The following is a 25,623-nucleotide window of genomic DNA, read 5'->3' as shown; positions in this document are numbered from 1 at the left end:
CCGACTGGTTCGGGGCGTTTTCGTTTGAAGGTGTTGAGTGTCAGCGGAGCAGTTTGCGCCCCAGCCAAGGCCCTTGGTGTAGCAATGCCGCGTGAACCTGCACCAGTTCCGCGCCTGCACGCATGCGTGCCTGCAGCTGGCTTGCGGTCTGGATGCCGCCAACCGAAAGCAAAGCCATGTCATTTCCGCAGAACCGACGCAGGTGCTCGATCTGTTCGCAGGCTTGCGCCTGGCGTTGTGGGTCTTGCCAGGCCAGATAGCGCTCGCGCGTCGCCGGTGGCCCAGGGTCATGGGCAGCGAGCAGTCCGTCGAATCCAAGCTCAAGTAGCAGCCCGGCAAGCGAGAAGGGAATCTGCTCAGGAAGGCAGCGCAGCTTGGCTATCAGCGGAACCCAACGCTCACCTCTCTGATTAAGCTGATGCTGTTCTTCACGAAGCGCGGTCAGCAGGTTGTGCAACCGCGCGCCCTGATGAAGCAGCGGGGCGCTGGACGGGCCGATCAGGTTCAACACGAGATAGTCAGCATGCCGCCAGGCACCGCGTAGCAACGCGCAGGTCTCGGCGGAGGAGCATCTGGCGTCCAGGGTCAGATTCACGCCTAGGCGTGCATCGCCTGGCGGGATTGGCTGCAGCCGGGCGAGCGAAGCCGCTGTCAGGCTGCCGATCTCGTTGAAGCCGAATCCCAGCGACGCGACACGCCGTCCCAGTGCACCGTGGCGGTCGAAGCCCGCCGCAATACCCAACGGCGTCGGGAATTCCAGCCCCATTACCGTGACCGGGTGGCGCGGCACCGCGCTCAGGCGGCACGCGACGCTGGTGAAATTGAGGGCGATACGATTGCGCAGCGCTTGCCAAACCATCGGCTTATCCATGGCGTTGCTCGAAGTCCGACATGAAATCCACCAGCTGTTGCACACCCGACACTGGCATCGCGTTGTATAGGCTGGCCCGCACGCCGCCAAAGGCAGCATGCCCGCGCAGATGGGTCAGGCCGCATTGCTCGGCCTGGTCAAGAAAGATCTCGGTCAGCCCTGCGTCGGCCAGTTGAAAGCAGACATTGATCGACGAGCGATCCTGGACCTTCTGCGGGCAGTGGTAGAGATCGCTGCCGTCGATGTAGCGGTACAGCAGCGCGCTCCGTTGTCGAGCAGCCGTTGCCATCGCCTCAGCGCCGCCTCGTTGCTTGATCCAGCGCAGCATCAATGCAGCGACATACAGTGTGAAGGTCGGTGGTGTATTGAAACGGCTCTGTTGCTCGGCTTGGACCGCATAGCTGAACGCGGCTGGGAGACCAGCTGGCGGTGCTTGCAGAAGATCGTCGCGCACGATGACGACGCACAGCCCGGCTGCACCCAGGTTCTTCTGCGTGCTGGCGTAGATCACTCCGAAGCGGTCGACTGGAACGGGGCGGGTGAGGAAATCCGAGGTCATGTCTACAACCAGGGGCACCGGCAGCGCGGGAAACTCCTGCAGTTGCAGTCCATTGGCGGTTTCGTTGCTGGTGATATGGCAGTAGCCAGCCAGTGGATCGAGCCGCCAGTGCGCTGGTGAGGGGAGGGCGGTGAAGTCCTGATCCGCCCCACTGGCGATGACGTTCACAGGCGCGTGACGGCGCCCCTCGGCAATTGCCTTGCGTGCCCAGTGACCGCTTTCCAGGTAGTCCGCGCCTTGTCCCGGGCGCAGCAGATTGAGCGGCAACAGGCCGAACTGCGCCGATGCGCCACCTTGCATGAAAAGCACGCGATAGTTGCTCGGAATCTCCAGTAGTGCGCGCAGGTCGGCATCGGTTTCAGCCATCAGCTGTTTGAAGGCGCTGCTGGTGAAGGGGTGCTCCAGTATGGAGAGTCCGCTGCCACGCCAGTCCTGCATTTCCTCGCGGATCTGCGCCAGCACGTCGGTAGGCAGCATCGCCGGGCCGGCAGCGAAATTGTAGTGCCCGGACTGCTCAGAATAGATGCAGGCCATGACCACCACTCGCCATGAGGAACAGCAGGGGAAAGGACAGCATGGTGTTGCTGCGCGACGAGAGGAAGGTTATCCGCGAGCAGCGCACACGCTCCTCCAACGTCGCCGGAACGAAGCCGAGCAGCTTTTTCTGGTGTGGCCAGAGCACCAGCCAGAGGTTGAGCAGCATCAGCGTGCCAATCCAGGCACCAAGACCGATTACCGCCAGCGGTCCCTGCAGCAGCAACGCATCGACCAGCCAGCCGCGTTGCCAGAGCATGAACATGCCGGACACCCAGACCACCACGGAGGCGTAGCGGAAGATGCCATGCTCACGTTTCATCCGCGCTTCCAGATCGCTGTTCAGCGTAGCGGTGTCGATGCCGTTCTGCAGTGGCACGAAGCGCGGGTTCTGGATGAAGTTCGCATAGTTGTGTCCGACCCAGACCAGTGCGAACAGTAGGTGCGCATAGCGGGCCAGCAGATCGAGGATCGGCAACTGCATGCTCACGTCACCAGCCAGTAACGCAGTAACAGGTAGCAGCCGAGCGTCAGCGCGAGTCCGGCGCTGACGGTGCAGCCGAACGAGTCATGGGGTAGTTTCAAGTTCCACCCCCTGACTGGCCTGTCGGGCGATCAGCGTGCCTTGCGGACGCGTGGCATCCTGCGCCAGTTCAACGGCCTGGCGAATCAGCTGGTGATGTGGGGATTTACTGCAGGCCGGATCGGTGTTGGCGCCGTTGCCGGTCAACAGCAGCGCCTGACAACGGCAGCCGCCGAAATCCTTCTCCTTGTCATCACAGCTGCGGCAGGGTTCGGGCATCCAGGTGTCGCCACGGTAGAGGTTGAATACCGGCGAGTCGTGCCAGATCTGCTCCAGCCGTTGCTGTCGCACGTTGGGGAAGGTGAGGTCTTTGAAGTTGCTGGCCTGGGAGCAGGGCAGCACGTTGCCGTTTGGCGCGATAGTGACGTGAATGGCGCCCCAGCCGTTCATGCAGGCCTTGGGACGACCTTCGTAATAGTCGGGGATGACGAAGAAGATGGTCAGGCGATCACCGAACCGCTCGCGTGCCTTGCGCACCTCATCTTCGGCTTTCTGCAGTTCGGCATGGGTCGGCATCAGCGCGTCGCGGTTGAGCAGCGCCCAGTTGTAGTACTGCACGTTCGCCAGTTCGAGGTATTCGACTCCCAGTTCGACGGCGAACTCGATGATGTCCGGCACCTGAGCGATGTTCTGCCGGGTGATCGGTACGTTGAGCACCATGGGAAAGTCCATTGACTTGATCAGGCGTGCCATGCCGAGTTTGCGCTCCAAGACATCGACGCCGGCCAGCTGACGTGCCACATCACGGTCGGTGGACTGGAAACCGAGCTGGATGTGGCGTAGTCCGGCATCCTTCAGGGCGCGTAGGCGCGCCTCGGTCAGTCCAATGCCGGAAGTGATCAGGTTGGTGTAGTAACCCATTCGGTCAGCCTCGGCGACCAGCGTTTCGAGGTCCTTGCGCAGCGTGGGCTCGCCGCCGGAGAAGCCGATCTGCATCGCACCCATGGCGCGGGCCTGGGCCATCACGTCGATCCACTCGGCGGTGCTCAACTCATCCTGACGGTAATCGGCAAAGTTGCGTGGATTACTGCAGAACACGCACTGCAACGGGCATTGGTAGGTCAGCTCCAGTAGCAGCCAGACCGGGTTGCCGCTGCCGTCAAGCCTTAACTCGGATCCAGCCCTTGCCATGGGACACCTCCAGGAAGTTCAGGACGCCGTTGCGAATCGTGTCGGCGTCGGATGCGTTGTAGCTGAGGGCCAGCTGGTCGATCAGCTCGGCGACGCTGGTCTTGCCGTCGCAGCGCTGCAGAATCTCGCCGCCGGTGGCGTTCAGCTTGACGATGCCTTCGGGATACAGCAGCACGTGGGCATGCTGTGAGTCTTCCCAACGAAAGAGGAAGGGCGGGCGGATCTCGTAACAGCTGGCGGGCAAAATTTTTGTCGTTGTCATCATGTCCATCCTCGCTCGACCGGCGTGAAGCCATGTGCGATCACGCCGGTCAAGGGCTCAGCGTACGTAGACGTACGCAGTGACTTCGAAGCCCAGACGCAGGTCGCAGAAGTCCGGATTGATCCACTGCATGGCGTATCTCCTCATTGGTTGGTGTCAGGAAAAGCAATGTCGCACCCCGAAGCTAAGGCGCTTTGCCACGGCGACTAATAAGACTTTGGGGTTGGTTTTGCCGCCTTTTGGTCGCGCTTTTCTTGCGTTGCGGGAGAATTTGCGCTGTGGGTCAGTGTCCTTGTTCGGCGTCATTTTTAAGGTGCTATTCAGGGCCTATTCTGCTCGGCTTTTTTCTCCCGCTTCGGCATGCCCGAACCAATCGCAAACCGCCATCAACGCTGCCTCTGCGCCTTGCCATCTACTACCAAATGAGGAGCCCTCCGCTGCCATGGGTGCATACCGGAGCGAAGACCCCACTGCCTAAGATCGGTCCATGTCCTGTGCACCTTCCGGCACAGGCTCCGACAAGCAGAAGAAGAGAGGCCCATCATGATCTACGCCCAGCCCGGTACCGCAGGCGCCGTCGTATCCTTCAAGCCGCGCTACGGCAATTACATCGGTGGTGAATTCGTCCCGCCGGTCAAAGGCGAGTACTTCGTCAACACCTCGCCGGTAAATGGTGAAGTCATTGCCGAGTTCCCGCGTTCGGGCGCCGAAGACGTCGAGAAAGCGCTGGACGCCGCCCACGCTGCTGCCGATGCCTGGGGCAAGACCTCGGTGCAGGACCGCGCGCTGATTCTGCTGAAGATCGCCGATCGCATCGAAGCCAACCTGGAAAAGCTCGCTGTCGCTGAAACCTGGGACAACGGCAAGGCCGTCCGTGAAACCCTGAACGCCGACGTGCCGCTGGCTGCCGACCACTTCCGCTACTTCGCGGGCTGCATCCGCGCCCAGGAAGGCAGCGCCGCCGAGATCAACGAGCACACCGCGGCCTATCACTTCCATGAGCCGCTGGGTGTTGTCGGCCAGATCATCCCGTGGAACTTCCCGCTGCTGATGGCCGCCTGGAAACTGGCTCCGGCCCTGGCTGCCGGTAACTGCATCGTGCTCAAGCCGGCCGAGCAGACCCCGCTGTCGATCATGGTATTCATCGAAGTCGTCGGTGACCTCCTGCCGCCGGGCGTACTGAACATCGTCCAGGGCTTCGGTCGCGAAGCTGGTCAGGCGCTGGCCACCAGCACCCGCATCGCCAAGATCGCCTTCACCGGCTCGACCCCGGTCGGCTCGCACATCATGCGCTGCGCCGCCGAGAACATCATTCCGAGCACCGTGGAGCTGGGTGGCAAGAGCCCGAACATCTTCTTCGAAGACATCATGAATGCAGAGCCTGCGTTCATCGAGAAAGCCGCTGAAGGTCTGGTATTGGCGTTCTTCAACCAGGGCGAAGTCTGCACCTGCCCGTCGCGTGCACTGATTCAGGAGTCGATCTTCGAGCCCTTCATGGAAGTGGTGATGAAGAAGATCAAGGCGATCAAGCGTGGCAACCCGCTGGATACCGACACCATGGTTGGCGCCCAGGCTTCCGAGCAGCAGTTCGACAAGATCCTCTCCTACATGGAAGTCGCTCAGCAGGAAGGCGCGCAGATCCTCACCGGCGGCGCAGCCGAGAAGCTCGAAGGCGGCCTGGCCTCCGGTTACTACGTGCAGCCGACCCTGATCAAGGGTCACAACAAGATGCGTGTGTTCCAGGAAGAAATCTTCGGACCCGTGGTCGGTGTGGCGACCTTCAAGGACGAAGCCGAAGCCCTGGCGATCGCCAACGACACCGAGTTCGGCCTGGGTGCCGGCGTCTGGACGCGCGACATCAACCGCGCCTACCGCATGGGTCGTGGCATCAAGGCCGGTCGCGTGTGGACCAACTGCTACCACCTGTACCCGGCGCACGCCGCCTTCGGTGGCTACAAGAAGTCCGGCGTCGGCCGTGAAACTCACAAGATGATGCTCGACCACTACCAGCAGACCAAGAACCTGCTGATCAGCTACGACATCAATCCACTCGGATTCTTCTGATGAGGGCCCCGGCGTGTGAGCTCCAGCGCGCCGGTTTATTTTGCTACGCACGTCATGTGCAGGGACCTGCGCCGCTTCTGCTGTGATCCCCCTCGAACCGAGCGCAAGGTTCCTATCGCAACGCGGCTCCGGCCGCGTTTTTTTTTGCCCGGTGGCGAACCAGCCATCGCGTGCATCGAACTCCCCGCCGCCGATACGCCTCCCATCAACATGCCCTGTGCCGAAGATGAGGAGAACCCCATGTCGCAACTGCTCGAACCCTGTTCGCTAAAACACCTGAAGCTGCGCAATCGCGCGGCCGTTGCGCCGATGACCCGCGTCAGCGCCGAAGCCGAGGGTGCTGCCAATGAATTGATGCGCGACTACTACGCCTCGTTCGCCAAGGGTGGCTTCGGCATGGTCATCAGCGAAGGCATCTATACCGATACGGCCTACAGCCAGGGTTACTTCAACCAGCCGGGGCTTGCTACGGAAGCGCACCGGGACAGCTGGCGGCTGGTAGTCGACGCCGTGCACGATGCCGGCGCCGCTTTCGTTGCCCAGCTCATGCATGGCGGCGCGCAGACCCAGGGCAACATCCATCATGCCCGGCACGTTGCGCCATCGGCGGTGCAGCCCGGCGGGTCGCAGCTGACCTTCTACGGTGGCGAAGGACCCTATGCGACGCCCGCGCAAATCAGCGAAGACGAGATTCAGGAAGCCATCGCCGGGTTTGCCCAGGCCGCGCGCCATGCCCGTGAGGCCGGCTTCGACGGTGTCGAACTGCACGGCGCGAACGGCTACCTGCTGCACGAGTTCATCAGCGCCGAGTTCAACCGGCGCGATGATCACTGGGGAGGCGATTACCTAGGTCGACTGCGCTTGCCGCTGGCCGTCATCGCTGCGGTGCGGGCAGCGGTTGGCAATGACTTCGTGGTTGGCATGCGCCTGTCGCAGAGCATGGTGAGCGACAGCCAGCTGAAATGGGAGGGTGGGGTGGACGAAGCCCGACAGCGTTTCCGCGCACTGGCTGATGCTGGCCTTGATTATCTGCACGTTACCGAGCCGGACGCCGCTGCGCCGGCGTTTGCCGACGGGCCGAGCTTCGCTGCGATCGCAAAGGGCAGCGTGTCGATCCCGGTTATCGGCAACGGCGGCATCGTCACGGGCGAGCAAGCAGAAAAGTTGCTGACTCAGGGGGACATGGACCTGGTCGCGGTCGGCAAGGCCGCGCTGGCGAACAACGACTGGCCGCAGCGAATCGCGCAGGGACTGCCGCTCAACGAATTCGACGGCACGATGTTCGTACCCATGGCGACCATCACCAATGAACTGGCCTGGCGTAATGCCAATGGTCGGTCGGCGCTGGGTTCAAGTTGACAGCGCACCAAGGCCGGGCGTTAGCTGGTAAACGAAACGCAGCAATGACAGCCGTCTGTCGGGCACTACCAAGGCACGGCGCTGTCTCCTTCCAAAGTACCATTCTGCTCGAGGCAGAACAGGGGGCTTAATTGGGCTGTCGGAATCTTCCGGCACCATAAAAAGAGGACCGACCTATGTGGACTAAACCCGCCTTCACCGACATGCGTATTGGTTTCGAAGTCACCATGTACTTCGCAAATCGTTGATCGATCAGCCCCGGCTCCGGCCGGGGCTTCGCTTTTGGGGGCTGTCCATGTTCATCCGTATTCTTGGTTCCGCTGCGGGCGGCGGTTTTCCGCAGTGGAACTGCAATTGCGCCAACTGCGCCGGCCTGCGCGCCGGCACGCTCAATGCGAAGGCGCGTACCCAGTCGTCGATCGCCATCAGTGATAACGGTGTCGACTGGATTCTGTGTAATGCCTCGCCGGACATCCGCGCTCAGCTGGAGTCGTTCCCGACGCTGCAGCCGGCCCGTGCGCCACGCGATACCGCCATCGGTGCCATCGTTCTGCTGGACAGCCAGATCGATCACACCACCGGCCTGCTGACCCTGCGTGAAGGTTGCCCGCATGAGGTCTGGTGCACCGAGATGGTCCATCAGGATCTGACCACCGGGTTCCCGCTGTTCAACATGCTCGAACACTGGAACGGCGGCTTGAAATGGAACCCCATCGCGCTGACCGGCAGCTTCACCATTCCCTGTTGCCCGAACCTGCACATCACGCCGATTCCGTTGCGAAGCTCTGCGCCGCCATATTCGCCGCACCGCAATGACCCGCATCCCGGTGACAACATCGGCCTGCTGATCGAGGACCGCAAAACCGGTGGCACGCTGTTCTATGCGCCGGGGTTGGGCAAGGTCAGCGACGAACTACTGGAAACCATGCGCCAGGCGGATTGCCTGCTGGTCGACGGCACTCTGTGGCGTGATGACGAAATGCTCGTGCGCGAGGTCGGCACCAAGCTCGGCAGCGAGATGGGACACCTGCAGCAGAGCGGCCCGGGGGGCATGATCCAGGTGCTCGACGGCATGCCCGCGGTTCGCAAGATCCTCATCCACATCAACAACACCAATCCGATCCTCGATGAAGATTCCGTCGAACGCGAAATCCTCGGCGAGCATGGAATCGAAGTGTCCTTCGATGGCATGAACATCGAGCTATAGCACCCGAATCGCGGCCTTCAGCCGCCTGGTGCTGCGATACGAACATCGGAACGATAAGAAAAGGAAAGACACTGCCATGATCCTGCCAGCCATGAGCCCCGCGGAATTCGAACAGGCGCTGCGCGCCAAGGGCGAGTACTACCATATCCATCACCCGTTCCACCGGGCCATGTACGCCGGGCAGGCGACACGCGAGCAGATTCAGGGCTGGGTCGCCAACCGTTTCTACTATCAGGTCTGCATTCCGGTGAAGGATGCGGCGATCATGGCCAACTGCCCGGACCGTGATACCCGTCGGGAGTGGATCCAGCGCATCATCGATCACGACGGCGCGCCGGGGGAAGAGGGTGGTATCGAAGCCTGGTTGCGACTCGCCGAATCCGTCGGCCTGGATCGCGAGCAGGTGCTGTCGCAGGAACTGGTGCTGCCCGGTGTGAGGTTCGCCGTGGATGCCTACGTCAACTTCGCCCGTCGCGCCAGCTGGCAGGAGGCCGCCAGCAGCTCGCTGACCGAGCTCTTCGCCCCGACGATCCACCAATCGCGCCTCGATAGCTGGCCGCAGCACTATCCTTGGATCGATGCCTCCGGCTACGACTACTTCCGCAAGCGCCTGAAGGAGGCCCGTCGCGATGTCGAGCACGGTCTGCGGATCACCCTGGAGCACTACCGCACCCGCGAGGCGCAGGAGCGTATGCTGGAGATCCTGCAGTTCAAACTCGACGTGCTCTGGAGCATGCTCGACGCCATGAGCATGGCCTACGAACTGGATCGCCCGCCGTACCACACCGTGACCCGCGAGCGTGTCTGGCACAAGGGCATCAGCCTGTAGGCACGCGTTCCGTGGGCAGATCCTGCCCACCCATGAGGCATCCGGCCCCTGTAGAGTGGACCGCCTGACGACCATGACCACGTGCCCAGGCAGCATCCTGCCCACCGGCGAGACAATGATGATGAGCGATATTCAACTAACCCAGATTCCAGCGTTGCGCCGTGGTTTCCGCTTCCAGTGGGAGCCCGCGCAGAACTGCCATGTGCTGCTCTACCCGGAAGGCATGATCAAGCTCAACGAGAGCGCTGCGGCGGTGCTGACCGAAGTGGACGGGACGCGTAGCGTCGGTGCGATCGTTGCCGATCTGCAGGCTCGCTATCCCGAGGCCGAAGGGATTCAAGAAGATATCGTTGCGTTCCTGGAGGTTGCCGTTGAACGGTTCTGGATCGAGCTTCGCTAAACCCGGCTACGAGCCCGGCCCGCCGCTCTGGCTGCTGGCGGAGCTGACCTATCGTTGCCCGTTGCAGTGCCCGTACTGCTCCAATCCGCTGGACTTCGCCCGTAGTCATGAAGAACTGAGCACCGCCGAGTGGATCGAGGTGTTCCGCCAGGCACGCGAGATGGGCGCGGCCCAGCTGGGTTTTTCCGGCGGCGAACCATTGGTGCGCCAGGACCTGGCCGAGTTGATCGAGGCGGCACGGGGACTCGGCTATTACACCAACCTGATCACCTCCGGCATCGGCCTCACCGAAGAGAAGATCGCCAGCTTCGCCGAGGCCGGCCTGGACCATATCCAGATCAGTTTCCAGGCTGCCGACGAGGAAGTGAACAACCTGCTCGCCGGCTCGAAGAAGGCCTTTGCTCACAAACTGGAAATGGCCAGAGCGGTGAAGAAGCACGGCTACCCGATGGTGCTCAACTTCGTCACCCACCGGCACAACATCGACAACATCGACCAGATCATTCGGCTGTGCATCGAGCTCGAAGCCGATTTTGTCGAACTCGCCACCTGCCAGTTCTACGGCTGGGCGGAGCTGAACCGTGCAGGGTTGCTGCCGAGCAAGGAGCAGCTGGTATGTGCCGAGCGCATCACCAACGAGTGGCGCGACAAGCTCGCCGCCCAAAACCATCCTTGCAAGCTGATCTTCGTGACGCCCGATTACTACGAAGAACGCCCGAAGGCCTGCATGAACGGCTGGGGCAACCTGTTTCTCGATATCACGCCGGACGGCACGGCGTTGCCTTGTCACAGTGCGCGCCAACTGCCTGTTGAATTCCCCAACGTACGCGAGCACAGCATCGAGCACATCTGGCGACACTCCTTCGGCTTCAACAAGTTCCGCGGCTACGACTGGATGCCCGAACCCTGCCGCAGTTGCGACGAGAAGGAACGCGACTTCGGCGGCTGCCGTTGCCAAGCCTTCATGCTCACCGGCGATGCCGCCAATGCCGATCCCGTGTGCAGCAAATCGGCGCACCACGGCAAGATACTTGCGGCTCGCGATCAGGCAGACCACGGCGCGCTGGGGCTCGATCAGCTGCAGCATCGTAACGAGAAGGCTTCCAAGCTCATCCTCAAGGTATGAAATCGCCCCGCAACGATTCGTCCGTGCGTCATCCACCCGCCGAGGTGCTGCCCTATGGCTTCTGGCCCAGCGCCTGGAGCGCCGAGGCCGCCGCGGCCGCCAGCCAGGACTATGCCGAGCTGCGGGCCGGTCACGGGGGGCTGTTCTGGGTCGAGTACGACCCCGTTCAAGGGCGCTGCACGCTGTGGTTCTGGCAGGCCGGCAGCGCACGCTGCCTGACCCCGGACGGCTTCTCGGTACGCAGTCGCGTCTATGAATACGGCGGCGGCGCGTTCTGTCTGACCGGTCAGGGCATCGCCTTCGTCAACGAGGCAGATCAGCAGATCTACCTGCAGTTGACCGATGACGCCGAGACCGCGCCGCCAATCGCGCTGACCGCGGCGCCTGAGCGCCGTTATGGCGATCTGCAACATGACCCCGTCAGTGATGCGATTCTGGCGCTGGAGGAATCCCATGAGGCCGTTGGCGTCGTGCATCGGCTGGTGAGTATCTCCATGGTCGATGGTGCGCGTCGCGTTGTTGTGGAGGGCGCCGACTTCTATGCCGCTGCGGTGCTCAGTCCGGACGGTGCACGGCTGGCTTGGATCGAATGGAATCGTCCCGAGCAGCCCTGGACCTCGTCGCGCCTGTGCGCAGCTGAACGCCTGCCTAACGAGCGTTGGGGCAACAGGCAATGCTTGGCAGGCACGGATGGAGGCGAGTCCTTGCAACAGCCACGCTTCGCCTCCGACGGCCGGCTGTTCTGCCTCAGCGACCGTCTGGGTTTCTGGCAGCCTTGCTATGAGGCAGACGGCCAGCTGCATCGGCATTCGCTGACGGCGCCCGGCGAGGCGGACGAGACACAGGACTTCGATTGTGCCCCGGCACCCTGGCAACTGGGCACCACCAGCTACCTGCCACTGGCTGGTGGCGGCCTGTTGTTGACGCATATGGTCGATGGTTATGGCTGGCTGTTCGAGCACGCTGCCGATGGCAGCCGGCGCCAACTGGCTGAGGACTTCACCCGGTGCCGTCAATTGGCCGCCAACCAGTCCCACGTGTTCTGTATCGCTGGCGCTCCGGAGCGAGCGCCCGCGGTACTCGCCATCGAAAGGGCCAGTGGAGCGGTGCGGATCCTCGCCGGCGGAGCGCAGCCGCTGGCCGGCGATCAACTGTCGCGCCCGCAGCCCATGCGCTTTCAGACCGGCGATGGCGAGGTCGCACATGCTTTCTTTTACCCACCCGCCAATGCGAACTGCCGCGGCGAGCCGGGGGCCTTGCCACCGCTGGTGGTATTCGCCCATGGCGGGCCGACTTCGGCGAGCTATCCGGTATTCGATCCGCGCATTCAGTACTGGACCCAACGCGGCTTCGCCGTGGTCGACGTGAACTATCGCGGCAGCAGTGGCTTCGGGCGGGTCTATCGACAGCGATTGCGCGAGCAGTGGGGGATTGTCGACGTGGAAGACACCTGCCAGGCCGCACGGGCATTGGTGGAGCAGGGCGCGGTCGATCCGCAGCGCTTGTTCATCCGTGGCTCCAGTGCCGGTGGCTTCACGGCCTTGAGTGCGCTGGCTGCGACAGCGCTGTTTCGCGGCGGCGCCAGTCTGTACGGCGTTAGCGATCCGCTGGCGCTGCGGCGGGTAACGCACAAGTTCGAAGGCGATTACCTCGACTGGCTGATCGGCGATCCGCAGCAGGTGCCGGAGCGCTTTCGGGAGCGCGCACCTCTGCACAATGCCGACCAAATCGGTGCGCCGGTCATCTTCCTGCAGGGCGGGCAGGACGCGGTGGTGCTACCTGAGCAGACTGAATCGATGGTCGCGGCGTTGCGTGATCGTGGCATCGAGGTGGAATACCGCCTGTATCCCGATGAGCGCCACGGGTTTCGACAGGCAGCCAACCTTGCGGATGCGCTGCAAGGGGAATTGCGCTTCTACCAACAGCTGCTCTGACGCGTTCCGCCGGACGGGTGGCGCGGCCAGCCATTTGACGCATTGCTTTACCTGATCAATGCAGTAGGCTTGCGCCCGTTAGTTACAAAAAATAAAAAAGGCCGTAGTCATGAGCCCGAATATCAGCCTCCAGCGCAAGTTCGTCTCTCCAGAAATCATCTTCGGTGCCGGCTGTCGCCACAGTGTCGGCACCTGTGCGGCCAACTTCGGCGCGCGAAAGGTGCTGGTGGTATCCGACCCCGGCGTCGTGAAGGCAGGCTGGGTGGCTGACGTGCAGGCCAGTCTCGACCGGCAGAACATCGAACATTGCTTGTTCACCGGCGTTTCGCCCAATCCCCGTTGCGAAGAGGTGATGCTCGGCGCCGAGCTGTATCGCAGCGAAGGCTGCAACGTGATCGTCGCGGTAGGCGGTGGCAGCCCGATGGACTGCGCGAAGGGCATCGGCATCGTCGCGGCGCATGGGCGCCATATCTATGAATTCGAAGGGGTGGATACGCTGCGCGTGCCCAGCCCACCGCTGATCCTGATTCCAACGACTGCCGGGACCTCGGCGGATGTTTCGCAGTTCGTGATCATTTCCAACCAGGAAGAGCGGATGAAGTTCTCCATCGTCAGCAAGGCGGCGGTGCCGGACGTCTCGCTGATCGACCCGGAAACCACGCTGAGCATGGACCCGTTCCTTTCCGCCTGTACCGGTATTGATGCGCTGGTGCACGCGATCGAGGCATTCGTGTCGACTGGTCATGGGCCACTGACCGACCCGCACGCGCTGGAAGCCATGCGACTGATCAACGGCAATCTTGCGCAAATGATCGCCAATCCGGCGGATATCGCGCTGCGCGAGCAGATCATGCTCGGCAGCATGCAGGCCGGGCTGGCGTTTTCCAACGCGATCCTCGGTGCGGTGCATGCCATGTCCCACAGCCTCGGCGGCTATCTCGATCTGCCCCATGGCGTTTGCAACGCCGTGCTGGTCGAACATGTCGTCGCATTCAATTACGACGCCTCGCCGGACCGCTACCGCAAGGTCGCTGAAACGTTGGGCATCGATTCGCGCGGGCTGAATCACCGCCAGGTTCGCGAGCGCTTGGTGCAGCACCTGATTGATCTCAAGCAGCAGATCGGCTTCCGCGAAACGCTCAGTCTGCACGGTGTGAACGTTTCCGATATTCCGTTCCTGTCGCAACATGCGATGCAGGACCCCTGCATCCTGACCAATCCACGCTCGTCGACGCAGCGGGACGTCGAGGTCGTCTATGCCGAAGCCCTCTGATGACCAGCATCAGGCCCTGGCGCAACTGCTCGGCTTCGGCAGCCATTCCGCACGCAAGAGTCACTACCCTGAACTGGTGGCGCGCCTGGAAGAGCTGGAAGGGGAGCGCAATCGCTACAAATGGCTGTTCGAGCACGCCGTGCACGGCATCTTCCAGGCCAGCATCCACGAAGGTATTCGTGCCGCCAACCCCGCCTTGGCGCGCATGCTCAATTACGACACCCCGGAAGAGGCACTGTGGGCGCTGACCGATCTGTCCCATCATCTATTCATCGGCGGTGAGGAGGAGCTTCGGCAGATCCGCCATATCCTGAGCCAGCAGCATGGCTTGTTCGGCTACGAGACGCGCCTGCGCCGCAAGGACGGCAGCGCCATCTACGTGATCATGAACCTGCTGCTCAAGCCGGACGAAGACGGCCTGGTGGAGGGCTTTGTCGCCGACGTGACCGAGCGCAAACTGGCGCAGTTGCGCCTGTTGCAGCTCAACGAAGAGCTCGAGCAGCGCGTCGCCGAGCGCACCTGTGAACTGCGTGAAGCCCGCGATGCGGCGGAAGCCGCCAACCTGAGCAAGGACAAGTACCTCGCCGCAGCCAGCCACGACCTGCTGCAGCCGCTCAACGCCGCGCGCCTGCTGATCTCGACCTTGCGCGAACGCAAACTGCCGCAGAACGAGTTGCATCTGGTGGAGCGGGCCCACCAGGCCCTGGAAGGCGCCGAAGACCTGCTGACCGATCTGCTCGACATCTCCAAGCTCGATCAGGCCGCGATAAAACCGGATATCGATATCTATTCGCTGGACGATGTCCTGCTGCCGCTGGTGTCGGAGTTCCAGTCGGTCGCTGCTGCCGCAGGGTTGCAGTTGAAGCACTACATCCCGCGAGTTGCTATCAAGACCGATTTCCGCCTGTTGACGCGAATTCTGCGAAATTTCCTCAGCAATGCCTGCCGTTATACCGATCAGGGCTGCGTGCTGGTAGGGGCGCGCATGCGCGCCGAGGCGCTGCGTATCGAGGTCTGGGACACCGGCCGGGGCATCCCTGAGGAGGAGCTGCAGTCGATCTTTCTCGAATTCAACCAGCTCGGGATCGGTCGATCCGCGAAACGCAGTGGAGTAGGGCTGGGACTGGCCATCGTCGACCGTATCGCCAGCATGCTCGGCTACCAGGTGCTGGTGCGCTCGAAACCGGGACGTGGTTCGGTGTTCAGCATCGACGTGCCGCTGGCCGAAGCGATGCCCCGCGAGCGGGTTGCGGCTCCGGCAGTCGTGCCGCAGCTGGGCGATCCGTTGCCTGGGCGGCGCCTGCTGGTGATCGACAACGAGGAGAGCATCCTGCTGAGCATGGCTGCCTTGCTCGAACAGTGGGGCTGCACGGTGGTGACTGCCACCGACGAGCAAAGCGCATTGACGGCGCTGGATGGAGTCGCGCCGGACGCGATTCTCGCCGATTACCACCTGGATCACGGGCTGACCGGCTGGGACGTCGTGCTCGCGGTGCGCGGACGCTTCAACCAGGCGCTGCCGGTGGTGATGATCACTGCCGATCGCAGCGACCAGTGTCGCCAGCAGCTGCACGGCTGCGGCGTGCCGGTGCTGAACAAACCGGTCAAGCCCGGCAAGATGCGTTCGGTGCTCAGCCATCTGCTCGCCGGCAATGGCAATGGCAATGGCAATGGCAATGGCGGCGGACAGGATTCGGGCTGACACGATCGGGATCAAGTTTTACCGGGCGCCGGCTCGGCTAGACTCCTTGCCATGAAAACCCATCTGCGTCTGCTACTCGTCCTGTTGATCAGCCTCGCGCTCCCCGTGAGCAGCATGGCTGCGCTCGAACAGAGCGCAGAACCGTGCCAGATGCAAAGCGACATGGAGAGCTCGGGGCATCTCGCACACCAGGCTGAAGGTCAGGACGAGGATGCGCATTCGCACGAGGGCAATCCACTGTGTGAAAGCGGCCACCAGTGCAAGACCGGCAGCATGTTGCAGGCGGGCATAGCGCAGCCGCATCTGACCGCCTCGCTGCCGCAACTCGCAGTTCATTACCCCGAGTTCTTTCCCGCCCGCTCCAACGCCGACGTCTGGCGTCCTCCGCGCTACTGATTCCATCGCTGACCTGACTCGCCCCACGCTCATGCGTTGAGGCGCTGTAGGCATGCCGTTGCGGTATGCAGGAAACCGAGGAATCCAATCCATGATCTCCCGATTGATAGGGAAATACCGGCCGTTCGCGGGCGTGGTGTTTGTCGCCGCGTTCGGCCTGCCCGGCGCAGCCACCGGGCTGACATTCGACGATGCCCTGAGCCTTGCGCAACAGCAGGCGCCGTCGCTACGTGCCGAGGCTTTCAGGCTGCAAGCCGCGCGTAGCGAAGCCGTCGCTGCGGGCGAGCTGCCCGACCCGAAACTGCTGCTGGGCCTGCAGAACGTGCCGATTGAAGGCGCCGAGCGCTGGAGCCTCGATGAGGACGGCATGACCATGCGCATGGTTGGCCTGATGCAGGAAGTTCCGAACCGCGACAAGCGCAAGGCACGCAGCGATGCGGCACAGGCGTCTGTCCAGCGCGCAGGTGCCTCGCGCGAGGTGGAAACCCTCAGGGTGCGTCTGGCGACTGCCCAGGCGTGGATCGCCACCCACGCGGTGGAACGCAAGATCCAGCTGTTCAACCAGTTGTTCGAGGAGAACCGCCTGCTCGCCGAAGCAATTCGGGCGCGTATCGCCGGCGGGCGAGGGCAGTTGACCGACAGCGTCGCGGCGAAGCAACAGGCAGCGTTATTGGCTGATCGCCAGGACGAACTGGAGCAGCAGCGCCGCCAGGCACGCGCGGCGCTGGTGCGTTGGGTCGGCAGCGATGGCAATCAACCGCTGCTCGGCGAACCGCCGCGCTGGGCCATTGCCCATGAACAACTGGCGCAGCGGGTCGGCCAGCACCCGCAACTGACCGCCTATGCGCCGCTGACCCAAGTGGCGCAGGCACGCATCCGTGAGGCGACCGCCGAGAAACAGGTCGACTGGAGCTGGGAGGTCAGCTACCTCAAGCGCGGTCGCGAGTATGGCGACATGGTCAATCTGCAATTCAGTTTCGACCTGCCGGTGTTCCAGCGCTCGCGGCAGAACCCGCGGATCGCCGCCCGCTACGCCGAGCTTGAACAACTGGAAGCCGAGCGCGAAGCCATCACGCGCGAGTTCGTTGAGCGGATGGACGTCGAGCTGGCCGAGCTGGATCGCTTGCAGCGCGCACTTGAACGCAACGCAGAGGTGCTGCTGCCGCTGGGAGAGGAAAAGGTGGCGCTGGCGATGGCCGGCTATCGCGCCGGGACCAGCGAATTGAAAGCGGTGCTGACAGCGCGCAACGAGCTGATCGAGACCCGCCTTGAACACATCGACCTGCAGGGTCTGGTAGCCATCGCGGCTGCGCGCCTGCACTTCGCTTACGGAGAAGCCAAATGAGCCGGAATGTTCTCGCAAGCGTCACCCTGGCCGGGGTGACGGCGCTGATCGGCGCGGGTGCCGGCTACTGGCTGGCCAGCTCTGATGACCAGGTGTCCGAACCAGTCGCATCCGCGGTCGAGAGTGACGCCCAGGTGCTGTACTGGTACGACCCGATGGTGCCGCAGCACCGTTTCGAAAAGCCCGGCAAGTCACCGTTCATGGATATGGACCTGGTGCCGCGCTACGTCAATGAGGGCGGCGATGTCGCCACCATCAGTATTGATGCCGGTATCACGCAGAACCTTGGTATTCGCCTGGCAACCGTCAGCCGCGGACAGCTGGTGAATGTGACCGAAGCGGTCGGCTTGCTCGAATACAACGCGCGTGATGTCGCGCTGGTTCAGGCTCGAGCCGGCGGGTTCGTCGAGCGCGTCTATCGGCATGCGCCAGGCGATGTGCTGGACAAGGGCGCAGCGCTGGCCGACCTGCTGATTCCCGAGTGGTCGGCCGCTCAGGAGGAATACCTGGCCCTGCGGCGAATCGGCGAACCAGCGCTGCTGGCGGCCGCACGGCAGCGCCTGCGTCTGGCCGGCATGCCGGCATCGACCATCAGCCAGCTCGAGCGCAGTGGCAAGGTCAACGCGTCCATTACCATTTCCACCCCGATCGGCGGCGTACTGCAGGAGCTGGATGTTCGCGAAGGGATGACGCTTGCGGCCGGTGCGCCGCTCGCGCGGATCAATGGGCTGGACAGCGTCTGGCTGGAAGTGGCGGTGCCAGAGGCGCAGAGCCAGGGTATCCGCGTCGGCCAGCGCGCCACTGCGCGGCTGCCGGCGCTGCCGGGCCAGCTCATCGAGGGTGAGATCACCGCGGTGCTGCCGGAAGCCAATGCTGCAAGCCGTACCCTGCGTGTGCGGGTAGAGCTGCCCAATCCGGACGGACTGCTGCGGCCGGGGCTGACGGCTCAGGCCAGCCTGGCCGGTGGCGACGATGCGTCGGTTCTGCTGATTCCCGGCGAGGCGGTCATTCGAACCGGGCGTCGCAGCCTGGTGATGCTGGCCGAGCCCGGCGGCCGCTATCGCCCGGTGGAAGTCGAGACCGGGCGGGAGAGCGGCAGCCAGACTGTCATCCTCCGCGGCCTGGAGGAAGGTCAGCAGGTGGTTGCGTCCGGCCAGTTCCTGCTGGACTCCGAAGCCAGCCTGCGCGGCATCGTCGCGACGCCCGCGACCAGTGATGTGCAGCACGACCACGACCATGGCCATGCTCAGCCGGCACCGACGCTGCATGAATCCGAAGGCCGCGTCATGGCACTCGCCGATGCCCGCGTGAAGATCGCACACGGCCCGTTCCACACGCTTGGCATGCCCGGCATGACCATGGCGTTCGCGGTCGCCGATGCGGCATTGCTGCAGGATATCGAGGTCGAAGACCGGGTCCGTTTCGCCGTTCGGGAAACCGATGCAGGCCTGCTGGTCGAGCGAATTCAGCCGCTGGAGAAGCAGCCATGATCGCCGCGCTGATTCGCTGGTCCGTCCTCAATCGGTTCGTTGTGCTGATGGCGACATTGCTGATGACTGCCGTGGGCATCTGGGCAGTGCGTACCACGCCGATCGACGCGCTGCCTGACCTGTCGGACGTGCAGGTGATCATCCGCACGCCCTATCCGGGGCAGGCGCCGCAGATCGTCGAGAACCAGGTGACCTATCCACTGACCACCACCATGCTTTCGGTGCCTGGAGCAAAGACGGTGCGCGGCTATTCGTTCTTCGGCGACAGCTTCGTCTATGTGCTGTTCGAGGACGGTACCGATCTCTACTGGGCGCGTTCGCGGGTGCTGGAGTACCTGAGTCAGGTGCAGATCCGGCTGCCCGCCAGCGCCAAGCCATCTCTCGGGCCGGACGCTACCGGGGTCGGCTGGATCTATCAGTACGCGTTGGTCGACCGCAGCGGCACGCACGATCTCGCGCAACTACGCAGTCTGCAGGACTGGTTCCTCAAATACGAACTCATCACGCTGCCCAACGTGGCCGAGGTGGCGACCATCGGTGGCATGGTCAAGCAGTATCAGGTCGTGCTCGATCCACTGAAGATGGCCAGCCTTGCCGTCACTCAGGCCGAGGTCATCGAGGCCATCGGCATGGCCAACCAGGAAACTGGCGGCGCAGTACTCGAATTGGCCGAAACCGAATACATGGTCCGCGCCTCCGGCTACCTGCAGACGCTCGAGGATTTTCGCCAGATTCCACTGCAGCTGAGCGCCAGGGGCGTGCCGGTCACGCTGGGCGATGTGGCGCATATCCAGCTCGGCCCGGAAATGCGTCGGGGCATCGCAGAGCTCGACGGGGATGGGGAAACGGTCGGCGGGGTGGTGATCCTGCGCAGCGGCAAGAACGCGCGGGAAACCCTGGCCGCCGTGCACGCAAAGCTCGAAGAGCTGAAAAGCAGCCTGCCCGAGGGTGTCGAAATCGTCACCACCTACGACCGCAGCGAGCTGATCGACCGCGCGGTGGAGAACCTCAGCTTCAAGCTGCTGGAGGAATTCGTCGTCGTCGCACTGGTGTGCGGTATCTTCCTCTGGCACCTGCGATCTTCGCTGGTGGCGATCGTCTCGCTGCCCATCGGCATATTGATCGCCTTCGCCGTGATGCGTTATCAGGGCATCAACGCCAACATCATGTCGCTGGGCGGTATTGCCATCGCCATCGGTGCGATGGTCGACGCGGCGGTGGTGATGATCGAGAACGCGCACAAGAAGGCCGAGGCCTGGCGCCACGCCAATCCGGGCAAGGAGCTGGAGGGTGAAGAGCACTGGCAGGTCATGACCAGCGCAGCGCAGGAGGTCGGCCCGGCGCTGTTCTTCTGTCTGCTGATCATCACCCTGTCGTTCGTTCCGGTGTTCACCCTCGAAGCGCAGGAAGGCCGTTTGTTCGGCCCGCTGGCCTTTACCAAGACCTATGCCATGGCCGCAGCGGCGGGGCTTTCGGTGACCCTTGTGCCAGTGCTGATGGGCTACTGGATTCGCGGCAAGCTGCCGGACGAGTCGCGCAATCCGCTCAACCGCGGGTTGATACGGGTCTACCGCCCTGCGCTGGATGCGGTGCTGGATCACCCGAAATCGACCATTGGCGTAGCCGTGTTGATCCTGGCTACCACGCTGTGGCCGATGTCACGCTTGGGCGGGGAGTTCCTGCCACCGATGGACGAGGGTGATCTGCTTTATATGCCTTCGGCGCTGCCGGGGCTGTCAGCACAGAAAGCCGCGCAGCTGTTGCAACAGACTGATCGCATGATCCGCACGGTTCCGGAAGTCGAAACCGTGTTCGGCAAGGCCGGCCGCGCCGAGTCAGCGACCGATCCGGCACCGCTGGAGATGTTCGAAACCACCATCCGCTTCAAGCCGCGAGAGCAGTGGCGCGCCGGCATGACGCCGGAAAAGCTGATCGACGAGCTGGACCGGGCTGTGCAGGTGCCAGGCCTGACCAATATCTGGATCCCGCCGATCCGCAATCGCATCGACATGCTTGCCACCGGCATCAAGAGCCCGATCGGCGTGAAGATCGCCGGCGCCAATCTGGAGGAGATCGACCGTGTCAGCCAGCAGGTCGAGGCCGTTGCCAGAAAGGTGCCGGGTGTCAGTTCGGCGCTGGCCGAGCGCCTGGTCGGCGGGCGTTACGTCGATATCAATATCGATCGTCAGGACGCCGCCCGCTATGGGCTGAACATCGCCGATGTGCAGTCCATCGTTTCCAGCGCCATCGGTGGCGAAACCGTCGGTGAGACCATTGAGGGCCTTGCGCGATATCCGATCAGCGTTCGCTATCCCCGTGAATGGCGCGATACCCCCCAGCGGCTGGAGCAGCTACCGATCCTCACGCCGCAGGGCAGCCAGATCACCCTGGGCAGTGTGGCGCGAGTGCGCATCAGCGACGGTCCGCCGATGCTGCGCAGCGAGAATGCGCGGCTGGCGGGTTGGGTTTACGTCGACGTGCGCGGCCGGGATATCGCGTCGGTCGTCGCCGATCTGCGCGATGCGGTGAGCAGCGAAGTCAGCCTGCTGCCCGGCATGAGCCTGGCTTACTCGGGCCAGTTCGAGTTTCTCGAGCGCGCCAACGAGCGCCTCAAGCTGGTCGTGCCCGCGACGTTGCTGATCATTTTCTTCCTGTTGTACCTGACCTTTGGCCGGCTGGATGAGGCGGTGCTGATCATGCTGACCCTGCCGTTTGCGCTGACTGGCGGCGTCTGGTTCCTCTATCTGATGGATTACAACCTGTCGGTGGCCACCGGCGTCGGCTTCATCGCACTGGCGGGAGTCGCTGCGGAGTTCGGCGTGATCATGCTGCTATATCTGAAGAACGCCTGGGCCGATCAGCAGCGCGACGGGCTGAACGGCGAGGCCGCGCTGTGCGAAGCAATCCGCGAAGGTGCGGTGCAGCGGGTACGCCCGAAGGCGATGACCGTTGCAGTGATTGTCGCAGGCCTTTTGCCGATTCTGCTGGGAGCGGGCACCGGCAGCGAAGTGATGAGCCGCATCGCGGCACCGATGGTCGGCGGCATGCTGAGTGCGCCGCTGCTGTCGCTGTTCGTCATCCCGGCCGCCTATCGTTTGATGCGCAGGCCCAGGAGAGGAACACAGGTGCGGTAGGCTCGGCTACATCAACAATAGGAGGAAGGAGTAGCCGAGCGACCCGAGCAGGAATGCACCGAATCGGCTGTTCCTTTCCGTCGGCAGCTCCTCCTTCAGAACGTTGAGGATGATCGCGCCGGCGATGAAGGCAGTTACGGCCGACACACCCAGCTCCGAGAGTTCGATGACCGAGCCGAACGCCCAGCCGATCAGGCTTGCCCCCGCCAGGATCCAGCGGCCGCGTCGGGCAAACAGGTCCTGGTGATCATGCTGAAGGGCCACATCGTTGACCATGTAGTGCAGCGACATGGCCACGGTGTACCAGACCAGCTCCAGCGCCTGGCCGGAATCACGGTTGGCGAGGATATGGCCGATCAGTGCGTTGTAGCCGGCAAACGCACCTATGTGCAGCCAGAACACGCCCGCGTGGGAGGGTGCACCTTCAGGCCGCTCGTCGCGGTGCTGCTTGATCAGCCGTTCGAGCCCGTAGAAGCAGACCAGGCCGACCAGTGCCAGCAGATAGGCATGGTGCTCCAGGTAGCGCAGCGGGTGAAACCCGCTATCCTCCATCACCCTCTGCCCGTCGGCCAGCTCGGGGAGCAGGTGGACGAAGACATAGGCAACGGCGACGCCGCCGGCTGCGGATAGCCAGCGGCTACGCGGTAACTGGTGGAGTTTGCTCAGTCTGCCGGCCAGCATGTGAGTGGCCGTCAGCACCAGTGCGGCGATCAGGGTAAGCATGGGAAATCCAGGGGAAATGGCCATCTGGTTTGTGACTTTGGCCGTTCATCGGCGTTCAGCATGCAATTCGTCGGCAGAGGGGATGGACTTATGATCTCGATCAGTTACCTGCGTCGTGATCGGCCAGGCCGATGATTTTTTTGATAGAGTTCGCTCCTGAAAAAGCGAGCAGCCAGCCAGCTTTTAGTACGGTCAATGAGGTGTCTGCTTGATTAGGGTGCTGGTGGTCGATGACCACGATCTGGTTCGCACGGGCATCAGTCGCATGCTGGCGGACATCTCCGGTCTTCAGGTGATAGGCCAGGCGGATTCCGGCGAAGACGCCATCCGCAAGGCGCGGGAACTGAAGCCTGATGTGGTGCTGATGGACGTCAAGATGCCGGGCATCGGTGGCCTCGAGGCGACCCGCAAGCTGCTGCGCAGCTACCCCGATCTGAAGGTCATCGCTGTGACCATATGTGAAGAAGACCCTTTCCCGACGCGCCTCCTGCAGGCTGGCGCGGCGGGTTATCTGACCAAAGGTGCGGCACTGGAAGAAATGGTGCAGGCCATTCGCATGGTATTTGGTGGTCAGCGCTACATCAGCCCGCAGATCGCCCAGCAACTGGCGCTCAAATCCTTCCAGCCGCAGCTCAGCGAATCGCCATTCGATCTGCTCTCGGAGCGGGAAATCCAGATCGCATTGATGATTGCCAACTGCCAGAAGGTGCAGAGCATCTCCGACAAGCTCTGTCTCTCGCCGAAAACAGTCAACACCTACCGTTATCGCATCTTCGAAAAACTGTCGATTACCAGTGATGTCGAGCTTGCCCTGCTGGCGGTTCGCCACGGGATGGTCGACACCGTCAACTGATGAGCGAAACCTTCGACCCATCGGCGTTCCTGGCCGCCTGCAGCGGCCGGCCGGGCGTCTACCGCATGTTCGACGCACAGGCCAAACTGCTCTACGTCGGCAAGGCCAAGAATCTCAAGAAGCGTCTGGCCAGCTATTTCCGCAAGACGGGCCAGGCGCCGAAGACCGCCGCGCTGGTGGCCAAGATCGCTCAGGTCGAAACCACCATCACCGCCAACGAGACCGAGGCGCTGCTGCTCGAGCAGACCCTGATCAAACAATGGCGACCGCCTTACAACATCCTGCTGCGGGACGATAAGTCCTATCCCTATGTGTTCCTCTCGGCCGGTGAGTTTCCACGACTGAGTATTCACCGGGGCGCGAAGAAGGAGCCGGGACGCTACTTCGGCCCCTATCCGAGCGCCGGCGCGATCCGCGAAAGCCTGAGCCTGCTGCAGAAGGCTTTCTTCGTACGCCAATGCGAAGACAGCTACTACCGCAACCGCACACGTCCCTGCCTGCAGTACCAGATCAAGCGCTGCAAGGCGCCGTGCGTAAATCTGGTCGAGCCGGAGGAATACGCCGAGGACGTACGACATTCGGTCATGTTCCTCGAAGGCCGTAGCAATGCGCTGGCCGAAGAGCTGTCACGCAATATGGAAAAGGCGGCGATGAACCTCGATTTCGAGCGTGCCGCCGAGATTCGCGATCAGATCGGCATCCTGCGTCGCGTGCAGGATCAGCAGAGCATGGAGGGCGGCACTGGCGACGTGGATATCGTCGCCGCGGTGGTCAGCCCGGGCGGCGCCTGCGTTCACCTGATCACCGTGCGTGGCGGCCGGGTGCTGGGGAGCAAGAATTTCTTCCCGCAAGTGGCTATCGAGGAAAGTGTCGCCGAGGTGCTGCAGGCGTTTCTCGAGCAGTACTACCTGGGCGCCGCCGAACGCGATCTGCCGGGAGAGCTGATCGTCAACGCCGTGCACGAGGACTTTCCGACGCTGATCAGTGCCATCGCCGAGCTGCGCAGCTTCGATCTGACCATTACCCATCGCGTACGTGGCACGCGTGCGCGCTGGCAGCAGCTGGCGCTGACCAACGCGGAACAGGCGATGGCTGCACGCCTGGCCAATCGTCAGCATCTGTCCGCTCGGTTCGACGCGCTGGCCGAAGCGCTGGAACTCGACGAACCGCCGATGCGCCTGGAATGCTTCGACATCAGCCATTCCAGCGGCGAGGCGACGGTGGCGTCCTGCGTGGTCTTCGGGCCGGAGGGACCGCTGAAGTCGGACTATCGACGCTACAACATCGAGGGTGTTACCGCGGGCGATGACTATGCGGCGATGCACCAGGCGCTGTCCCGGCGTTTCCGCAAGGCAGCGGAGGGCGAGGGCAAGCTACCGGACATCCTGCTGGTCGATGGCGGCAAGGGCCAGCTGAACATGGCGCGTGAAGTGCTCGAAGAACTGGCCGTGCCGGATCTGATCCTGCTCGGCGTGGCCAAGGGTGTGACGCGCAAGCCGGGGCTGGAAACCCTTTACCTCAACGATGCGGCTCACGAGTTCACGCTTCCCGCAGACTCGCCGGCGCTGCACCTGATCCAGCAGGTGCGCGATGAGGCGCACCGTTTCGCCATTACCGGCCACCGTGCCAGACGCGGAAAAGCGCGGCGAACCTCGACGCTCGAAGGTGTCCCTGGCATCGGACCGAAGCGCCGTCGCGAACTGCTTACGCATTTCGGCGGTCTTCAGGAACTGTGCAGAGCCAGCCTCGACGAGATCGCCAAGGCTCCCGGCATCAGTAAAAAGCTTGCCGAGTCGATTTATGCCGCCCTGCACAGTGAGTAAACTGTCCCCGAATTCCGCCGATCAG

General features: G+C 63.0%; 23 protein-coding genes. 16 read left to right on the top strand and 7 right to left on the bottom strand.

Annotated elements, in window-relative coordinates; genetic code table 11:
• Positions 1-40: 40 nt before the first annotated feature.
• The 6 genes from LLJ08_RS10865 to pqqA (LLJ08_RS10840) form a co-directional block, all read right to left on the bottom strand.
• Positions 41-859, bottom strand: a complete 819-nt coding sequence (locus LLJ08_RS10865; RefSeq protein WP_045666523.1) for a beta/alpha barrel domain-containing protein — start codon at positions 857-859, stop codon at positions 41-43.
• 4 nt (positions 860-863) lie between these two features.
• Complete coding sequence (gene serC / locus LLJ08_RS10860; protein WP_228207005.1) at positions 864-1,964, bottom strand: 3-phosphoserine/phosphohydroxythreonine transaminase; 1,101 nt, start codon at positions 1,962-1,964, stop codon at positions 864-866.
• A complete protein-coding gene (locus tag LLJ08_RS10855; protein ID WP_228207004.1) occupies positions 1,945-2,448 on the bottom strand; it encodes a urate hydroxylase PuuD in 504 nt (167 codons plus the stop codon). The genes serC and LLJ08_RS10855 overlap by 20 nt, the downstream gene beginning before the upstream one ends.
• A gap of 84 nt (positions 2,449-2,532) precedes the next feature.
• Positions 2,533-3,678, bottom strand: a complete 1,146-nt coding sequence (gene pqqE / locus LLJ08_RS10850) for a pyrroloquinoline quinone biosynthesis protein PqqE (RefSeq protein WP_228207003.1) — start codon at positions 3,676-3,678, stop codon at positions 2,533-2,535.
• Positions 3,647-3,940 carry a pyrroloquinoline quinone biosynthesis peptide chaperone PqqD gene (gene pqqD, locus LLJ08_RS10845; RefSeq protein ID WP_031298283.1) on the bottom strand — a complete coding sequence of 98 codons (294 nt, stop codon included), beginning with the start codon at positions 3,938-3,940 and terminating at the stop codon, positions 3,647-3,649. The genes pqqE (LLJ08_RS10850) and pqqD (LLJ08_RS10845) overlap by 32 nt, the downstream gene beginning before the upstream one ends.
• A gap of 57 nt (positions 3,941-3,997) precedes the next feature.
• Positions 3,998-4,087, bottom strand: coding sequence for a pyrroloquinoline quinone precursor peptide PqqA (pqqA, locus tag LLJ08_RS10840; protein ID WP_194291615.1), 90 nt, complete (start codon positions 4,085-4,087; stop codon positions 3,998-4,000).
• 396 nt (positions 4,088-4,483) lie between these two features.
• Between pqqA (LLJ08_RS10840) and exaC the strand changes: the two genes are divergently transcribed.
• From exaC to LLJ08_RS10770, 14 genes are all read left to right on the top strand, one after another.
• Complete coding sequence (exaC, locus tag LLJ08_RS10835) at positions 4,484-6,004, top strand: acetaldehyde dehydrogenase ExaC (protein WP_014820275.1); 1,521 nt, start codon at positions 4,484-4,486, stop codon at positions 6,002-6,004.
• Between the two features lie 240 nt (positions 6,005-6,244).
• The gene (locus LLJ08_RS10830) at positions 6,245-7,363 is read left to right on the top strand and encodes an oxidoreductase (RefSeq protein WP_125861972.1); all 1,119 of its coding nucleotides are present in this window, start codon (positions 6,245-6,247) and stop codon (positions 7,361-7,363) included.
• Positions 7,364-7,539: 176 nt separating this feature from the next.
• Entirely contained in the window at positions 7,540-7,611 is a 72-nt protein-coding gene (gene pqqA, locus LLJ08_RS10825) for a pyrroloquinoline quinone precursor peptide PqqA (protein WP_003284930.1), read from the top strand.
• A gap of 47 nt (positions 7,612-7,658) precedes the next feature.
• Positions 7,659-8,570: a pyrroloquinoline quinone biosynthesis protein PqqB gene (pqqB, locus tag LLJ08_RS10820; protein WP_228207002.1), complete on the top strand. Its 912-nt coding sequence runs from the start codon at positions 7,659-7,661 to the stop codon at positions 8,568-8,570.
• A gap of 76 nt (positions 8,571-8,646) precedes the next feature.
• A complete protein-coding gene (pqqC, locus tag LLJ08_RS10815; protein ID WP_228207001.1) occupies positions 8,647-9,399 on the top strand; it encodes a pyrroloquinoline-quinone synthase PqqC in 753 nt (250 codons plus the stop codon).
• A 121-nt stretch (positions 9,400-9,520) separates the two neighbouring features.
• Positions 9,521-9,799, top strand: a complete 279-nt coding sequence (pqqD, locus tag LLJ08_RS10810; RefSeq protein ID WP_031298274.1) for a pyrroloquinoline quinone biosynthesis peptide chaperone PqqD — start codon at positions 9,521-9,523, stop codon at positions 9,797-9,799.
• The gene (gene pqqE, locus LLJ08_RS10805; RefSeq protein ID WP_228207000.1) at positions 9,771-10,925 is read left to right on the top strand and encodes a pyrroloquinoline quinone biosynthesis protein PqqE; all 1,155 of its coding nucleotides are present in this window, start codon (positions 9,771-9,773) and stop codon (positions 10,923-10,925) included. The genes pqqD (LLJ08_RS10810) and pqqE (LLJ08_RS10805) overlap by 29 nt, the downstream gene beginning before the upstream one ends.
• Complete coding sequence (locus tag LLJ08_RS10800) at positions 10,922-12,859, top strand: alpha/beta hydrolase family protein (RefSeq protein WP_228206999.1); 1,938 nt, start codon at positions 10,922-10,924, stop codon at positions 12,857-12,859. The genes pqqE (LLJ08_RS10805) and LLJ08_RS10800 overlap by 4 nt, the downstream gene beginning before the upstream one ends.
• Before the next feature lie 109 nt (positions 12,860-12,968).
• Positions 12,969-14,132, top strand: a complete 1,164-nt coding sequence (ercA, locus tag LLJ08_RS10795) for an alcohol dehydrogenase-like regulatory protein ErcA (RefSeq protein WP_228206998.1) — start codon at positions 12,969-12,971, stop codon at positions 14,130-14,132.
• Entirely contained in the window at positions 14,116-15,834 is a 1,719-nt protein-coding gene (locus tag LLJ08_RS10790) for a hybrid sensor histidine kinase/response regulator (RefSeq protein WP_228206997.1), read from the top strand. Before ercA ends, LLJ08_RS10790 begins: the two co-directional genes overlap by 17 nt.
• Before the next feature lie 51 nt (positions 15,835-15,885).
• Positions 15,886-16,230 carry a hypothetical protein gene (locus tag LLJ08_RS10785; protein WP_014820266.1) on the top strand — a complete coding sequence of 115 codons (345 nt, stop codon included), beginning with the start codon at positions 15,886-15,888 and terminating at the stop codon, positions 16,228-16,230.
• A gap of 91 nt (positions 16,231-16,321) precedes the next feature.
• Entirely contained in the window at positions 16,322-17,575 is a 1,254-nt protein-coding gene (locus tag LLJ08_RS10780) for a TolC family protein (RefSeq protein ID WP_228206996.1), read from the top strand.
• Positions 17,572-19,065, top strand: a complete 1,494-nt coding sequence (locus LLJ08_RS10775; RefSeq protein ID WP_228206995.1) for an efflux RND transporter periplasmic adaptor subunit — start codon at positions 17,572-17,574, stop codon at positions 19,063-19,065. Before LLJ08_RS10780 ends, LLJ08_RS10775 begins: the two co-directional genes overlap by 4 nt.
• Positions 19,062-22,199, top strand: coding sequence for an efflux RND transporter permease subunit (locus tag LLJ08_RS10770; RefSeq protein WP_228206994.1), 3,138 nt, complete (start codon positions 19,062-19,064; stop codon positions 22,197-22,199). The genes LLJ08_RS10775 and LLJ08_RS10770 overlap by 4 nt, the downstream gene beginning before the upstream one ends.
• Positions 22,200-22,205: 6 nt before the next feature.
• On the opposite strand, the gene LLJ08_RS10765 is transcribed toward LLJ08_RS10770, so the two are convergent.
• Positions 22,206-22,922 (bottom strand): hypothetical protein, encoded by a 717-nt coding sequence (locus tag LLJ08_RS10765; RefSeq protein ID WP_228206993.1) that lies wholly within the window; start codon positions 22,920-22,922, stop codon positions 22,206-22,208.
• A 208-nt stretch (positions 22,923-23,130) separates the two neighbouring features.
• Here LLJ08_RS10765 and gacA point away from each other — a divergent pair, with 208 nt between their 5' ends.
• Both gacA and uvrC read left to right on the top strand, forming a co-directional pair.
• Positions 23,131-23,775 (top strand): response regulator transcription factor GacA, encoded by a 645-nt coding sequence (gacA, locus tag LLJ08_RS10760; RefSeq protein ID WP_003284948.1) that lies wholly within the window; start codon positions 23,131-23,133, stop codon positions 23,773-23,775.
• Entirely contained in the window at positions 23,775-25,598 is a 1,824-nt protein-coding gene (gene uvrC / locus LLJ08_RS10755) for an excinuclease ABC subunit UvrC (protein WP_014820261.1), read from the top strand. The genes gacA and uvrC overlap by 1 nt, the downstream gene beginning before the upstream one ends.
• The last annotated feature ends 25 nt before the right edge of the window (positions 25,599-25,623 follow it).

The sequence above is a fragment of the Stutzerimonas chloritidismutans genome, from assembly GCF_020783375.1.
Taxonomy (GTDB): domain Bacteria; phylum Pseudomonadota; class Gammaproteobacteria; order Pseudomonadales; family Pseudomonadaceae; genus Stutzerimonas; species Stutzerimonas kunmingensis.
The sequence above is the reverse complement of the archived record's forward strand: the minus strand, read 5'-3'. Positions and strand labels throughout refer to the sequence as shown.